The sequence below is a fragment of the Chryseotalea sanaruensis genome (assembly GCF_003990915.1).
GTDB classification, from domain to species: Bacteria; Bacteroidota; Bacteroidia; order Cytophagales; family Cyclobacteriaceae; genus Chryseotalea; species Chryseotalea sanaruensis.
Genome location: NZ_BHXQ01000001.1, coordinates 486,288 through 499,340, shown reverse-complemented (window position 1 = coordinate 499,340; position 13,053 = coordinate 486,288). Strand labels below are relative to the sequence as shown.

Annotated in this window: 16 protein-coding genes; 11 read left to right on the top strand and 5 right to left on the bottom strand. The window is 38.4% G+C overall.

The window, feature by feature from the left end:
- Positions 1 to 13: 13 nt before the first annotated feature.
- The 6 genes from SanaruYs_RS02085 to SanaruYs_RS02060 are packed head-to-tail and all read left to right on the top strand — an operon-like array spanning position 14 to position 5,439.
- Complete coding sequence (locus tag SanaruYs_RS02085) at positions 14 to 853, top strand: phytoene/squalene synthase family protein (protein ID WP_127120845.1); 840 nt, start codon at positions 14 to 16, stop codon at positions 851 to 853.
- Positions 853 to 1,368 carry an isopentenyl-diphosphate Delta-isomerase gene (idi, locus tag SanaruYs_RS02080; RefSeq protein ID WP_127120844.1) on the top strand — a complete coding sequence of 172 codons (516 nt, stop codon included), beginning with the start codon at positions 853 to 855 and terminating at the stop codon, positions 1,366 to 1,368. The genes SanaruYs_RS02085 and idi overlap by 1 nt, the downstream gene beginning before the upstream one ends.
- Before the next feature lie 25 nt (positions 1,369 to 1,393).
- Positions 1,394 to 1,570: a DUF6435 family protein gene (locus SanaruYs_RS02075; RefSeq protein ID WP_127120843.1), complete on the top strand. Its 177-nt coding sequence runs from the start codon at positions 1,394 to 1,396 to the stop codon at positions 1,568 to 1,570.
- Positions 1,542 to 2,870: a cryptochrome/photolyase family protein gene (locus SanaruYs_RS02070; protein ID WP_127120842.1), complete on the top strand. Its 1,329-nt coding sequence runs from the start codon at positions 1,542 to 1,544 to the stop codon at positions 2,868 to 2,870. The genes SanaruYs_RS02075 and SanaruYs_RS02070 overlap by 29 nt, the downstream gene beginning before the upstream one ends.
- A 47-nt stretch (positions 2,871 to 2,917) precedes the next feature.
- Positions 2,918 to 4,366 (top strand): SDR family oxidoreductase, encoded by a 1,449-nt coding sequence (locus tag SanaruYs_RS02065; RefSeq protein WP_127120841.1) that lies wholly within the window; start codon positions 2,918 to 2,920, stop codon positions 4,364 to 4,366.
- Between the two features lie 53 nt (positions 4,367 to 4,419).
- A complete protein-coding gene (locus tag SanaruYs_RS02060) occupies positions 4,420 to 5,439 on the top strand; it encodes a ferredoxin--NADP reductase (protein ID WP_127120840.1) in 1,020 nt (339 codons plus the stop codon).
- Between the two features lie 22 nt (positions 5,440 to 5,461).
- Here SanaruYs_RS02060 and SanaruYs_RS02055 read toward each other — a convergent pair whose 3' ends face one another.
- The 5 genes from SanaruYs_RS02055 to SanaruYs_RS02035 form a co-directional block, all read right to left on the bottom strand.
- Entirely contained in the window at positions 5,462 to 6,358 is an 897-nt protein-coding gene (locus SanaruYs_RS02055; protein ID WP_246011813.1) for a DUF5777 family beta-barrel protein, read from the bottom strand.
- Positions 6,359 to 6,365: 7 nt separating this feature from the next.
- Positions 6,366 to 6,902, bottom strand: a complete 537-nt coding sequence (locus SanaruYs_RS02050; RefSeq protein WP_127120839.1) for a YceI family protein — start codon at positions 6,900 to 6,902, stop codon at positions 6,366 to 6,368.
- A gap of 204 nt (positions 6,903 to 7,106) precedes the next feature.
- A complete protein-coding gene (locus SanaruYs_RS02045) occupies positions 7,107 to 8,165 on the bottom strand; it encodes a VOC family protein (protein ID WP_127120838.1) in 1,059 nt (352 codons plus the stop codon).
- Complete coding sequence (locus tag SanaruYs_RS02040; protein WP_127120837.1) at positions 8,149 to 8,859, bottom strand: TIGR04283 family arsenosugar biosynthesis glycosyltransferase; 711 nt, start codon at positions 8,857 to 8,859, stop codon at positions 8,149 to 8,151. The genes SanaruYs_RS02045 and SanaruYs_RS02040 overlap by 17 nt, the downstream gene beginning before the upstream one ends.
- A complete protein-coding gene (locus SanaruYs_RS02035; protein ID WP_127120836.1) occupies positions 8,849 to 9,469 on the bottom strand; it encodes a DUF6134 family protein in 621 nt (206 codons plus the stop codon). Before SanaruYs_RS02035 ends, SanaruYs_RS02040 begins: the two co-directional genes overlap by 11 nt.
- Before the next feature lie 50 nt (positions 9,470 to 9,519).
- Between SanaruYs_RS02035 and SanaruYs_RS02030 the strand changes: the two genes are divergently transcribed.
- The 5 genes from SanaruYs_RS02030 (at position 9,520) to rnhA (ending at position 13,045) form a co-directional block, all read left to right on the top strand.
- Positions 9,520 to 10,296 (top strand): DUF547 domain-containing protein, encoded by a 777-nt coding sequence (locus SanaruYs_RS02030; protein WP_127120835.1) that lies wholly within the window; start codon positions 9,520 to 9,522, stop codon positions 10,294 to 10,296.
- 62 nt (positions 10,297 to 10,358) lie between these two features.
- Positions 10,359 to 10,787 carry a type II 3-dehydroquinate dehydratase gene (locus SanaruYs_RS02025; protein WP_127120834.1) on the top strand — a complete coding sequence of 143 codons (429 nt, stop codon included), beginning with the start codon at positions 10,359 to 10,361 and terminating at the stop codon, positions 10,785 to 10,787.
- Position 10,788: 1 nt separating this feature from the next.
- Positions 10,789 to 11,853, top strand: coding sequence for an aminotransferase class V-fold PLP-dependent enzyme (locus SanaruYs_RS02020; protein ID WP_127120833.1), 1,065 nt, complete (start codon positions 10,789 to 10,791; stop codon positions 11,851 to 11,853).
- Positions 11,854 to 12,017: 164 nt separating this feature from the next.
- Positions 12,018 to 12,587, top strand: a complete 570-nt coding sequence (locus SanaruYs_RS02015; protein WP_127120832.1) for a MarC family protein — start codon at positions 12,018 to 12,020, stop codon at positions 12,585 to 12,587.
- 2 nt (positions 12,588 to 12,589) lie between these two features.
- Positions 12,590 to 13,045, top strand: a complete 456-nt coding sequence (gene rnhA, locus SanaruYs_RS02010; RefSeq protein WP_127120831.1) for a ribonuclease HI — start codon at positions 12,590 to 12,592, stop codon at positions 13,043 to 13,045.
- Positions 13,046 to 13,053: the final 8 nt, after the last annotated feature.

The following is a 13,053-nucleotide window of genomic DNA, read 5'->3' as shown; positions in this document are numbered from 1 at the left end:
TAACTTATAACAAATGACCTCTAAACAACTCTTCGATAAAGTATCTATTCGCACAAGTCGTATGACTACCCGTGCCTATAGCACCTCTTTCTCCCTGGGTATTTTCTGTTTAAAACCCGAATACCGCGATCCAATTTATGCACTTTATGGCTGGGTTAGGTTTGCCGATGAAATTGTAGACACTTTTCACGACTTTGATAAAAAGACTTTGCTGGAGCGTTTTCGCAAAGATACTTATCAGGCCATTGAAGAAGGAATCAGTTTAAATCCAATTCTTAATAGCTTTCAACATACTGTTAATACTTACAAAATTGAGAAGGAACTTACCGATACTTTTTTAAGAAGTATGGAATGGGATCTTTCAAAAACGATTTACGATGAACAAAGCATGAAGGAATACATACTCGGCTCTGCTGAAGTTGTAGGCCTAATGAGTCTTCGTGTTTTTTGTAAAGGTGACAATGCTTTATACGAACAATTGAAGCCAGCGGCCATGAGCCTTGGTTCAGCTTTTCAAAAAGTAAATTTCCTTCGTGATCTAAAAGCAGACTTTAGTATGGGGCGTGTTTATTTCCCTGAGTTGGAACTTGATAATTTAAATGAAGAGAATAAACAACAAATAGAAGATAGCATACAGCAAGATTTCGATAACGCCTTGATCGGTATCAAAAACTTACCGAAAGGCGCAAGATTTGGCGTTTACGTTGCTTATGTCTACTACTTGTCATTGTTCAAAAAGATTCAAAATGCCCCCTCAGAAATTGTATTGAATAATAGAATACGCGTAAAAAACAGGCATAAAATCCGCTTGTTAGCCTATTCTTATGTAAAACACCAGTTGAATTTAATCTGATGGAGCACGTAGTACTGGTAGATACCAACGATAGCCCTATTGGAACAATGGAAAAGCTTGAGGCGCATCAAAAAGCCTTACTGCATCGTGCTTTTTCTATTTTACTTTTCAATTCTAAAGGAGAATTATTATTGCAAAAGCGTGCTGCAAGTAAATACCACAGTGGTAGTTTGTGGACTAACACTTGTTGCAGTCATCCCCTTCCAGATGAAACGATGGAGGAGGCTACAAAGCGTAAGCTTGCGCAAGAAATGGGTATTGAGGTTGACTTGGAGTTTGCCTACAAGTTCATTTATAAAGCCGATCTCGACAAGAATTTAACAGAGCACGAATGTGACCATGTTTTTATTGGCCAGTTTGATGGTGTGCCTGAAGTCAACCCTGATGAAGTTGAAGATTGGAAATACATAAATTTAAGTGAGCTTAAAGAAGACATACGCCAGCATCCTGATCAATACACAGCCTGGTTCAAATTGATCATGCAGCATCCTGAAATGGCAGCAATTGCCATTTGATTTTATACTTTTCAAATTTTAAAATATGTTCGGTTTATTCAAATCCAATCCTGTGCAAAGCCTTGAGAAAAAGCGTAGTAAGCTTTTAGAAGAAGCCATGCATATTCAACGCAGTGGAGACTTAAAATTATACGCTGTAAAAATGGAAGCCATCGATAAACTCGAAAAAGAAATTGAAAACCTTAGAAACTCAAAATCTTAACAAGTTAGTCAGCAAAGATACTACCCTCGTTTGGCTAAGGAGAGATTTGCGCCTGCAGGACAACGCGGCACTCTATTACGCACTCAAAGAAAATAAATCCGTTCTTCCACTCTTCATTTTTGATTCAACTATCCTGGATAAACTCGAGGATAAGGCTGATAAACGTGTTGCATTCATTCATCAGAGTTTAATGCAAATACACGAAGAACTTATCAAGCTTGGCTCTTCATTATTAGTCTTACATGGTAATCCTGTAGACATCTATCAAAAATTAAATCCTAAAGCTGTTTATACCAATCATGACTATGAGCCTTACGCTTTAGAGCGTGATGCAACAGTTAGCAATATCTTAAGCACTAAAGCAATTGATTTTAAAACCTATAAAGATCAACTGATCTTTGAAAAAGATGAGGTATTAAAAGATGATGGTAAACCTTATACTATTTTTACACCATACAGTCGCAAATGGAAAGCAAAACTGAACAAGTTTTATTTAAAGAGCTATCCTACTGAAAAGTATTTTTCGCATTTTAAACAATGCGAAGCTATTTCAATTCCATCTTTAAAAAGTTTGGGCTTTGAAGATGTAGAAGCGACTTTTCCAGAGCGCATCATCAAACAAAGTATCATTGAAAAATATGATACGCAACGTAATTTTCCTGCGATAGTTGGAACAACCCGCCTAAGTGTACACTTACGCTTTGGCACAGTGAGTATTAGAAAGCTTGCACAGATAGCAGTGAAGAAAAATGAAGTTTGGTTAAACGAACTCATTTGGCGCGACTTTTACCACATGATCTTGTGGCATTTTCCACATATTGTAGATAAAGCCTTTAAACCCGCATACGACAATATTCCGTGGCGCAAAGATGAAGAACGATTTGCCTTATGGTGCGAAGGCAAAACGGGTTACCCTATCGTTGATGCCGGTATGCGCGAGCTGAATACTACTGGTTTTATGCATAATCGTGTGCGTATGATTGTAGCTAGCTTTTTAACCAAGCATTTATTAATAGACTGGCGTTGGGGCGAAGCATACTTTGCTAAAAAATTACTAGACTTTGATTTGGCCGCAAACAATGGTGGCTGGCAATGGGCAGCGAGCTCAGGTTGCGATGCCGCTCCTTATTTCCGCGTGTTTAATCCTACGTTGCAAACCCAAAAATTTGATCCCAAATTCGAGTACATTAAAAAATGGGTACCCGAATTTGGTACCCCTGACTACCCTACTCCAATTGTTGATCACACCTTTGCTCGAGATCGTGTTTTAAAAACGTACAAAGAAGCCTTGGCTGAATAATTAACTATCCGAGCTATCTGCTGTTACTAACAGCAGATGCGCACTATATGAAAATACTTCTTACAGGATCAACTGGTTACATAGGAAGACGCTTACTGCCTGTACTGGTGGAAGACGGACATCATGTACTTTGCTTAGTGCGCGATAAAAGACGTTTCGACTTTGATGATTTTTCAGAAGCACACCTGAAAAATATTGAAGTCCTGGAGGGCGATTTAACAGATGCCAATTCACTTCAACACTTGACCACTGATATTGATGCTGCCTATTACCTGGTGCATTCTATGGGTAATAACCTTAGTTCTTTTCAATCACAAGAAGCTTTACAAGCAAATAATTTTATCAGGTATTGCGATAAAACCTCAGCGCAACAAATTATATACTTAGGCGGTATTGCTAATGACAGTAAGCTATCTAAACACCTAAGCTCCCGCAAAGGAGTTGAAGAAATTCTAAAATCGGCTAAAGCACCGCTAACCGTTTTACGGGCAGCCATTATTATAGGCTCGGGTAGTGCTTCGTTCGAAATTATTCGCGACTTAGTAGAAAAATTACCGCTAATGGTGGCCCCGAAATGGCTAAAAACAAAATGTCAACCCATCGGCATACGCAATATCATTGAATACCTACGTGGTGTACTACTTAAGCCTGCTGTTTATGATCAAACTTTTGATGTGGGCGGTAAAGATGTACTCAGTTATCATGATATGCTGATGACTTACGCACGCATCCGAAAGTTAAAGCGCTGGATTATTCCTGTGCCCGTTCTTTCTCCTAAGCTTTCTTCTCATTGGCTTTATTTTGTTACTTCTACCTCCTTAACTCTTGCTAAAACGTTAGTAAGTAGTCTGCGTAATGAAGTGGTGTGTAAGGATGATGCCATACAAAAACTTGTGCCCATACACTTATTTACTTACGAGGAAGCACTTAAAATGGCATTTGGTAAGATTCAACAACGGAATGTAATTTCAAGTTGGAAGGATGCAGTCAATAACCCATCCATTAACTCGCAGTTCTTAAATTATGTTGAGGTTCCTTATTTTGGATGCTTCCTGGATAAACGCGTTGTTCCCTACACCGATACAAATGAAGTGATTATTAAAAGACTGTGGGGAATTGGTGGAGAAAAGGGTTGGTTCTTTGGAAACTGGATGTGGCGCTTGCGTGGTGTGGCTGATAAAATGGTTGGTGGTGTAGGACTAGGAAGGGGCAGAAGAAGTGAAGACGATTTGAAACCTGGTGATGCTCTGGATTTTTGGAGAGTGTTGGTCGCAGACAAGGAACAAGGCAGACTTTTATTATATGCTGAAATGAAATTGCCGGGTGAAGCGTGGCTTGAATTTAAACTAAAGATACATGCAGGTAAAAAAGTTCTTATTCAAACTGCTACCTTTCGACCGCTGGGTATTTGGGGACGATTGTATTGGTATGCCGTGCTCCCCTTTCATGGACTTATCTTTCCTAAAATGGCTAAGGGAATAGCGTTTGGTAAATAGATTAATTAATTACAAGTTTCAAGTTTGAAATTTGTAATTTGAAATTGTTAAAGATGTTTGAATTAAAAGTAAAGGAGATAAGAGAAGAAACAGCTGATACAAAGTCATTTGTTTTCGAAAATCATCAGAAGTTATTGTACCAACCAGGTCAGTTTTTAACTATTATTAAAAAAGGGTTAACGGAAGAAATACGCAGACAATATTCTTTCTCCTCGCATCCGGTTCTTGATCTCTTCCCTACCATAACTGTTAAGCGGATCAATAATGGGGAAATATCACGCTGGTTTTTTGATGATCTAAAAGTGGGTGACCATGTATTGAGCAATGGCGCTTCAGGTCTATTCACTTTACCAAAACAAACAACTCAATTTAACACTGTCTTATTATTGGCAGCTGGCAGTGGCATCACGCCTCTGATTTCAATAATAAAAGAAGTGTTGCACTTTCAGCCATACTTGAGACTGATTTTGATTTATAGTAACCATGATGAAAAGAGTACCGTATTTTTAACTGAGTTAAGAGAACTGCAAAATAAGTTCTTAGAACGACTGCAAATAGAATTTTTGTTTAGCGATGCAAAAAACTTAATGCGTGCGCGATTAGGCAAAAGTGTATTGGAAGAACTCTTTCAAATTTATGTTGAGCAACCTTCAAAAACCTTAGCTTATGTATGTGGCCCACTAGATTACCGGCAGATGGCATTAGTTACATTAATTGCTCAAGGTATTCCGCCCACTCAAGTATTCAAAGAAGTCTTCCACACACCACCTGCACGCCAACAAACCCTTCCTCCTGAAACAAATAGGCATAATGTGTTTATTCAGTTTGAAGGGATAATGCATAAAATAACTACTCAATATCCAATTAATATTTTGCAAGCCGCAAAAGAGAATGGAATCGATTTGCCTTATAGTTGTGAAGCTGGTCGTTGTGGCGCTTGTGCAGCCACTTGCACAAAGGGGGAAGTGTGGATGCAACGCAATGAAGTATTGACCGATGCTGATCTTGCTAAAGGAAGAATACTAACATGCACAGGGTTTCCCATTAACGGGGATGTGTCTCTTCAATTTTAAATTTCAAATTTCAAATTTGAAATTATTTAACAAGTTGAAACGTGCGTGTAATATTAAATCCAAAGTGGATATCGCCTGCTAAAAAATCGCCTTCTGTTTCGTTAATAATAGTTCGCTCAACCATACCTTGTGTATTAGAGACAATCAATTGAAATACATGACCACCCGTTTCAATATCCAAGCCAAAAGCTAATGAATTGTAGTAAGGCGTTTGTTCTACAGGATCTACACGGTAATAATATTCAGCATTAAGTGAAAGACTTCTGGTTAACTTATATCTTCCAGCTATTCCAAGCGCATATTGATCATTCTTCAATATTTGCTGATCGACTAAGTTGGTATGAATAATTGTTGGCGATAGTTGCAGTGATAGATTTTGAGAGAACTTTCTTCCGATGTGTAATTGCGCAGTATAGGCCAGTCGGTCACTAAACAAAATATCAGGCTTATCGCTGGCGCGAGGTACTGATTGTATTGCTAAACTTGAAAAGGCTGTGATGGTGACAGGAATGTTTTTTATACCAATTTGTTGACGCAGTACTTTGTACTTAACATAACCATCATAAATTTTGTTAAATGAATTACGTCCAATGCCCACTCCTAAGCGATCATTAATACCATATTCAAAACCTATCCTGATAAACGCCTGATCAAGTCCCCAAAATTCATAGGCACCTGAATTAAGTCTACCAAAACGATGACTGATCAAAAATTCTAACTCCCCTGCTCGTTTTGTCTCTATTGAGTGGCCATTAACAGCCCTTGTTCCTTTAAATGTTGCTTCGGTGTAAACCGCTTTTACTGGCGCTGATTCTTCTAATTCTTTAAGTAAGTCATCTTGCGCAGTAGCATCAACAACTAACATTAATAAAACAGATACGCTAAATAATTTTAATGCAGACCTAACACTCAATGACATTGCTTAACTATTTAGGTTGTAGTGTAAAATCAATTTTAACATTTACCTCTTCTGCAATATTCTCCCAAAGCAATTTCGGTATTTTAACATTGTAATCCTTTAATGCCACAACAAAAGCAGCATTGATTTTTATTTCACTCTTTGCATCTATTAGAAGCGTTCCTGGAATCTGAACATCTTTAGTAACACCATGTATCGTAAGTTTACCTTTGGCTGTTACTTGTTGCGAAGCTTTGCTGGTCATTGAAAAATCTGAAAGTGAACCTTGAAAAGTAGCTTTGGGATATTTTTCTGTTTCCAGGTACTTTTCATTAAAATGCGCTTGCATGAGCTTCTTTTCGAATTGAAATTCATTTACTGGGACAGAGAAAGCCAATTGTCGAGAACTTGCATCAAGGATTGCCAATGCAGCGGTGTTCTCTGCGGCAATGTCTTCAATTAAAGCATCGGATAGAAAGGAAATACTTCCCTTGGTAGAATTGTATTTTTGAGCTTCTGCTGTGCCAGTGAGCAACAGACAAAAGATTAACAGACCTTTATTCATTTATCAACAGCAATTGATGTCTTAACTAAGCTCAGCATTATTTCTCAATACCAAAAAAGTACACATTGCATACCTTAAATCTGGCTCGAATCATCAAGAAAATAATATCTTGAGTTAGTATAACAACAAGTTACACCAAACTAATGTTTGTAGATGGCTGAGTTACTTACAAAACAAATAATCAGTTAATTAAGAAATAACTTACTAATCTTTAACTCTGTTTAACGACAACATACCCAACATCCAGTTAGGTAGCGGCTTTTCAGGAGCTCTGTTTTTAATATTCAGGAAAAGACCAAGTTTTTCAATAATTGGTAATTTGTGTGTTTCCACAAACTCGATAAGGGTTTGATCAGGGTCTTCAATGTAAGAGAAGTGCCCTGCTGCTTTACCCATATCAAAAGAATTACTACTGTCGACTGTAAAGGCATTGCCCACTTCTGTACATTTCTTCGCCAACAATTTCATGCCTCTTATATCGAAGCAAACGTGGATAAAACCCAGGTCGCCCCAGTTTCTGCTTTCATAAATTTTGGCTGGTTTACGTTCTTTTGTCTCAACCAATTCAATCTCAGTACTACCCAGTAAGTTACCAAATGCACCTCGGCATGGACCTGAAACTTTTAAAAGCACCCTTCTGAAAGTATCCTTTCCTCCCTCCAGATTCTCCAGATCGCTGAATTTCTGCGTGCTGTCATAACATACAGACTGGTGCCCTAGAATATTCTTATATAGTGGCAGTGCTTTTTCCATGTCGGATACGCCAATAACTACACCGCTTACGCCACCATTTGGGAAAGTACCACGCTTAAACCAACTGTGCCCTTCTGTTATTTCAAATAAATTACCATATGGATCTTCCACAAAGAAATGCATCCGGCCATCAGGTGATTTCTCTGGTTTACCTAAAACATGTGCGCCTTTACTCTTAAGTGACTGATAGGATTGTTCTACATTATTCGACTTAAGTTTAACCGCAAATATGCCAGTGTCTCCTAAAACATGCTTAGCTGATGCTGCAACGGGCTCCTTAGAGGTATATTGCCAAATTTCGAAGCCCCCTCCGCCTTGCAGGTTCATCGCCAAAATTGCATAACGGGTCTCAGCTATGCCCGATGTGTAACGTGTCATCAAAGAAGCACGTGCGGCATCCTTAAAAATAGGTACATCAAAACCAAAATGCTTACGGTACCAAGTCCACGCCTCTTCAGCATCTCTAACCCCTATACCAACCTGTTGTATTCCACTAATTACATATTCCATCGTGCCGATAGTTAAGCATTTTTTTGTAGGCAATCTTAATTTTTTTTGGTGACATTTTAAAACGATACATGGAAAAGGCCACCAGATTACTGAACTGAACCCTTAACCATGAATTGTCATTATATTTACGCGAACTAACAATTACATATTTTGGAATGATCAGAAATGAGGCTTGTTGTTGCACACGCTTTAAAAATTCATAGTCTTCCATGATCACGAAACTTTCATTGAAGCCATTTAAAGCTCTAAACACCTCTTTCTTCACAAAAAGCGTCTGATCTCCTCCCCTGCAAAACATAAGGTCGAATCGGGTAAACCAGGCATTTACTTTTAGCATAAGCTTTTCTGAATCAAATACATAGCGATAGCAACCGGAGACAAAACCATTAGTCAGAGCACCTGATATATCTGTTACAAAGCTACTGTTTAACTGCGTATCTGCATGAACAAAATAAAGTACATCAGCTTTGGCATGTTCTGCCCCAGCATTCATCTGCAGGGCCCTGTTTCGTTCGGCACAACGAATAATCCGTGCACCGGCTTTCTCTGCACGCATAACAGTTTCATCATCACTATCGCCATCGCATACAATTATCTCTACTACAGTTGATCCCCCATGTTCACGGATAAAATAAATTCTTTCACTAATAATCGCATCCTCATTTACCGTTGGAATAATAACGCTAATCGTCATAGGCCCGGGCGACTACATTATAATTTTTAAATTTGCTATGCACATTGGCAAGTACAAGCTTTCCATCTTTATATTCAAAGTAATTTTTTTTCCCACTTACTTCAACCAGATACGTTCCTACCTTAGTTGTTGTTACAGTAGCCATTTCACCAAAGCTATCTAATAATAACTCTTTCACTGCTTTTGGTTCTTCAAAATAGAGCGTTGCCACATTATGTTTTATTACTTTGTTAATACTCCTTTTGTTTACGTAATCATAAGTATTCACTTCAACATCGTATTTATCCTTATTCCAAATTATTGTACTTAGATAAGTACCATTGTTAGTAACAGAGGTAGACTTAGAGTAAATCAGTTTATCATTATAATATAGCACCTCAGCCGTGTGCTCAATAGCCACAGTTACGAAAAACCAGAACTTTACTTTGCTGTTAATGGTGTAATGGGTAATTGTGTCTTCGTGCTTTTTGGTGGCTTTCATTTCACCTACAATTACTCCAGCCACTTTTATGTCAAAATTTCGCACATCGTTAATTGTATCATTTTGAGAATAGCCATAAAAGTTGAACCCCAATAGAAGTATAGTTGTTAGTAAAAATAGTGATCTCATATATGCAGTCGTCCAAAACTAAGTATTCTTCAACAATGTTGAACAGACTAATGATAAATTCTCAAATAAACATAGGTAACGCCCTACGAGGTAGTATTTTGTTATTTATACTTTTCAACTTATCTACAGAAAGCTGGTCACAAACAGGCTCACCCTCGCATGCCATCTATGATGCTTTGTTAAAAAAGCATGTTTCACCCGAGGGAAGGGTGAATTACAAGGGTTTCATAAAAGATTCGGTTGTGTTGAATCAATACCTAACAATCATCAGTAAGAATGCACCCAATCCCACAACATGGACCAAAAACGAACAAATGGCATATTGGATTAACGCTTACAATGCCTTTACCATAAAGTTGGTTATTAACTACTATCCTATCGCAAGCATCAAAGATATAGGCAGCAAGGTTCAAATTCCTTTTGTAAACACGCCATGGGACATCAAGTTTATTCGTATCGGAAAAGAGAAAATGGACCTGAACAATATTGAGCATGGCCAGCTTAGAAAGAACTTTGACGATCCTCGCATACACATGGCACTCGTTTGTGCCAGCAAGTCATGCCCCATTTTACTGAATGAAGCATACACGGCTGACAAACTCAATGCACAACTGAATAAACAATCAAGCGCATACCTTGCCGATTCATTTAGAAACAAGATAACCGCTGATAAAGGGCAGCTGAGTCTGATTTTTAAATGGTATAGTATGGATTTTAATAAGAAAGGCGCAAGCGTCAGAAGCTTTATAAACAACCATTCCAAAGTTCAGTTATCGAACAAGGCAGACATTTCTTACCTGGAATACGATTGGGGTCTTAACGACTAACTTTTCAAACAAAAAAATAAGTTTTACGCATTATCAGCTTCTAAAACATTGTAATTTGGAGCATGAAAATCCAAATTATTAATGGCCCCAACCTTAACCTATTGGGGGTAAGAGAGGAAAGCATATACGGAAGTCGTGATTTCAATAATTATTTTGAGGAACTACAAAAACGTTTCCCTGCAAATGAGCTTCACTATTATCAATCCAACATTGAAGGTGAGCTGATTAACAAAATTCATGAAGTAGGATTTTCATTTGATGGTATTATTCTGAATGCCGGTGCCTATACCCATACTTCCGTTGCTTTGCACGATGCTTTAGGTGCTGTTAAAATAAAGACGATCGAGGTTCATATTTCCAATATTTATGCACGAGAAGAATACAGGCATAAAAGTCTGATTACATCAAAATGCATTGGACTGCTTTCTGGTTTCGGATTAGAAGGCTATGCGATGGCCATTGAATATTTTGAACGTTACAAGAATTTATAAAATGGTTTCTTTCTATCCTGGCCCCTCACGCGTTTATGATACCATTCCTGCCTATGTTAAGGATGCAGTGAAAGAAGGTATTGTAAGCATAAATCACAGAAGTCCGGAGTTTATTGCCTTGGCCAAAAAAACTGATCGACTGCTCAAGCAAAAACTTTCTATTCCTAAAAACTACACCATTCTATATACTTCGTCTGCTACCGAATGTTGGGAAATTCTGGCACAATCCCTTAGTGGCGAAAAGAGTTATCATCTTTTCAACGGGGCATTTGGTAAAAAATGGTTTGATTATACTGTTGCCTTAAATCATCAGGCAGAGGGCATCCTTTTTAGCCGGGAAGAGGCATTACATCCAGAAGAATACGTATTTCCTTATCAACAGGCTTTAATCTGTCTTACCCAAAACGAAACCAGCAATGGTACACAGGTAAGCAACGATATCCTTAAGCGCTTCAGGTCAAACAACCCTGGAGCTATCATTGCAGTAGATGCCACTTCGTCAATGGCTGGTATATTCTTGGATTTTAAACAGGCAGATGTGTGGTTTGCTTCCGTTCAAAAATGCTTTGGCTTACCTGCAGGTCTTGCTGTGATGGTTTGTTCTCCTAAAGCTATTGAAAGAGTTCGCAACCTTAACGAGCGACTTCATTATAACAGCTTACCAGCCATGGTTAACATGATGGAAGTTTGGCAAACTACGCATACTCCTAATGTATTGGCCATTTACTTACTCATGCGGGTTATGGAGAAACAGGAAAGTATTAAAGCCATTCACAAACAAACGCAAGCAAGATTTAAACAATGGAAAGATTTCATACAAAAGCAAAAAGGTTTAAGTCTGCTGATTGAAAATTCCGCTGTACAGTCGCAAACTGTACTGCCCATTATATCTGATCCATTCAATGTAAGCTTAATAAAATCAAAAGCAAAAAAGGCAGGTTACATACTTGGCGAGGGATATGGGGACCTGAAGTCAACTACTTTTCGAATAGCCAACTTCCCTGCACTTCAAACCAAAGAAATTAAGGCATTGCAAAAGTTTTTATCGGATTTCAAGTCAAAATAAAATACAGACAAGGGTATTGGTAAAGGAATTTTCTTTGCCAAAGTACTGCTATCAAAATATCTAGGGTCTCCCAAAAGTATCAGATAACTAAAATTCTTTCTGTGGCAATCTGTGTTATCTGTGGCAAATGAAGCTACACATAAAATAAATAGTAAATTTGCGCCATGCTAGACCTCAAGGAAATATTCTCAGTATCACTGATCCTTTTCTCTGTAATCGATATTTTAGGATCTATCCCTTTTATTATCATCATTCGAAAAAGAGAGGGGCGCATTCAATCTGAAAAAGCAACCATTATCTCAGCTGTATTAATGGTAGGCTTCTTATTCCTTGGTCAATCCATTTTAAAACTTTTTGGCCTGGATGTCGCTTCGTTTGCTGTGGCTGGTGCCATAGTGATTTTTATAGTAGCCATGGAAATGATTCTGGGTATCACACTAATCAAAGATGATCCGGAAGCTTCGGGCTCTGGATCGGTTGTACCGTTGGCTTTTCCCTTAATTGCAGGTGCCGGAACTTTAACAACAATCTTATCGCTACGTGCGGTGTATGCCGAGGTCAACGTATTGGTTGGCATTGTGGTAAATCTTGCTTTTGTATATCTGGTTTTGCGTTCATCGGCCTGGCTTGAACGTGTAATCGGTAAATCTGGCTTCGCAGTATTAAGGCGGGTATTTGGTGTAATTCTACTCGCCATTGCTGTTAAGATTTTCAAAAGTAATTTTAGCTTTTAAGCATGATCCGCATTTATACGGATGGGGCCGCACAGGGCAATCCTGGGCCTGGGGGTTTTGGTACTATTCTTAAATTTGGTGCCCACGAAAAAGAGCTATCACAGGGCTTTCGTTTAACAACCAATAATAGAATGGAGCTTCTGGCTGTAATCACGGGATTAGAGGCCATTAAGAAAAATGACTTGCCTGTCATGATATTTTCTGATTCCAAATATGTAGTTGATTCAGTGGAGAAAGGCTGGCTATGGAACTGGGAAAAGAAAAACTTTAAAGACAAAGCCAATGTAGATTTATGGCTTCGTTATATACCACTCCACAAAAAATTAAAACCTCGTTTCACCTGGATAAAAGGCCATGCCGGACATCCTGAAAATGAGCGTTGTGACCAGTTGGCCGTTAATGCCGCAAATGGCACACACTTGCCTGCCGATATTGGCTACGAGCAGGGTTTAAATTGAAAAGATAT

What these genes read in the sequence shown, in the direction of transcription:
- SanaruYs_RS02035 (WP_127120836.1), bottom strand. Translation starts at nt 9,469, where the DNA reads ATGAGATCACTATTTTTACTAACAACTATACTTCTATTGGGGTTCAAC.
- SanaruYs_RS02055 (WP_246011813.1), bottom strand. Translation starts at nt 6,358, where the DNA reads ATGTCATTGAGTGTTAGGTCTGCATTAAAATTATTTAGCGTATCTGTT.
- SanaruYs_RS02040 (WP_127120837.1), bottom strand. Translation starts at nt 8,859, where the DNA reads ATGACGATTAGCGTTATTATTCCAACGGTAAATGAGGATGCGATTATT.
- SanaruYs_RS02025 (WP_127120834.1), top strand. Translation starts at nt 10,359, where the DNA reads ATGAAAATCCAAATTATTAATGGCCCCAACCTTAACCTATTGGGGGTA.
- SanaruYs_RS02045 (WP_127120838.1), bottom strand. Translation starts at nt 8,165, where the DNA reads ATGGAATATGTAATTAGTGGAATACAACAGGTTGGTATAGGGGTTAGA.
- SanaruYs_RS02020 (WP_127120833.1), top strand. Translation starts at nt 10,789, where the DNA reads ATGGTTTCTTTCTATCCTGGCCCCTCACGCGTTTATGATACCATTCCT.
- SanaruYs_RS02085 (WP_127120845.1), top strand. Translation starts at nt 14, where the DNA reads ATGACCTCTAAACAACTCTTCGATAAAGTATCTATTCGCACAAGTCGT.
- SanaruYs_RS02050 (WP_127120839.1), bottom strand. Translation starts at nt 6,902, where the DNA reads ATGAATAAAGGTCTGTTAATCTTTTGTCTGTTGCTCACTGGCACAGCA.
- SanaruYs_RS02060 (WP_127120840.1), top strand. Translation starts at nt 4,420, where the DNA reads ATGTTTGAATTAAAAGTAAAGGAGATAAGAGAAGAAACAGCTGATACA.
- SanaruYs_RS02030 (WP_127120835.1), top strand. Translation starts at nt 9,520, where the DNA reads ATGATAAATTCTCAAATAAACATAGGTAACGCCCTACGAGGTAGTATT.
- idi (WP_127120844.1), top strand. Translation starts at nt 853, where the DNA reads ATGGAGCACGTAGTACTGGTAGATACCAACGATAGCCCTATTGGAACA.
- SanaruYs_RS02075 (WP_127120843.1), top strand. Translation starts at nt 1,394, where the DNA reads ATGTTCGGTTTATTCAAATCCAATCCTGTGCAAAGCCTTGAGAAAAAG.
- rnhA (WP_127120831.1), top strand. Translation starts at nt 12,590, where the DNA reads ATGATCCGCATTTATACGGATGGGGCCGCACAGGGCAATCCTGGGCCT.
- SanaruYs_RS02015 (WP_127120832.1), top strand. Translation starts at nt 12,018, where the DNA reads ATGCTAGACCTCAAGGAAATATTCTCAGTATCACTGATCCTTTTCTCT.
- SanaruYs_RS02065 (WP_127120841.1), top strand. Translation starts at nt 2,918, where the DNA reads ATGAAAATACTTCTTACAGGATCAACTGGTTACATAGGAAGACGCTTA.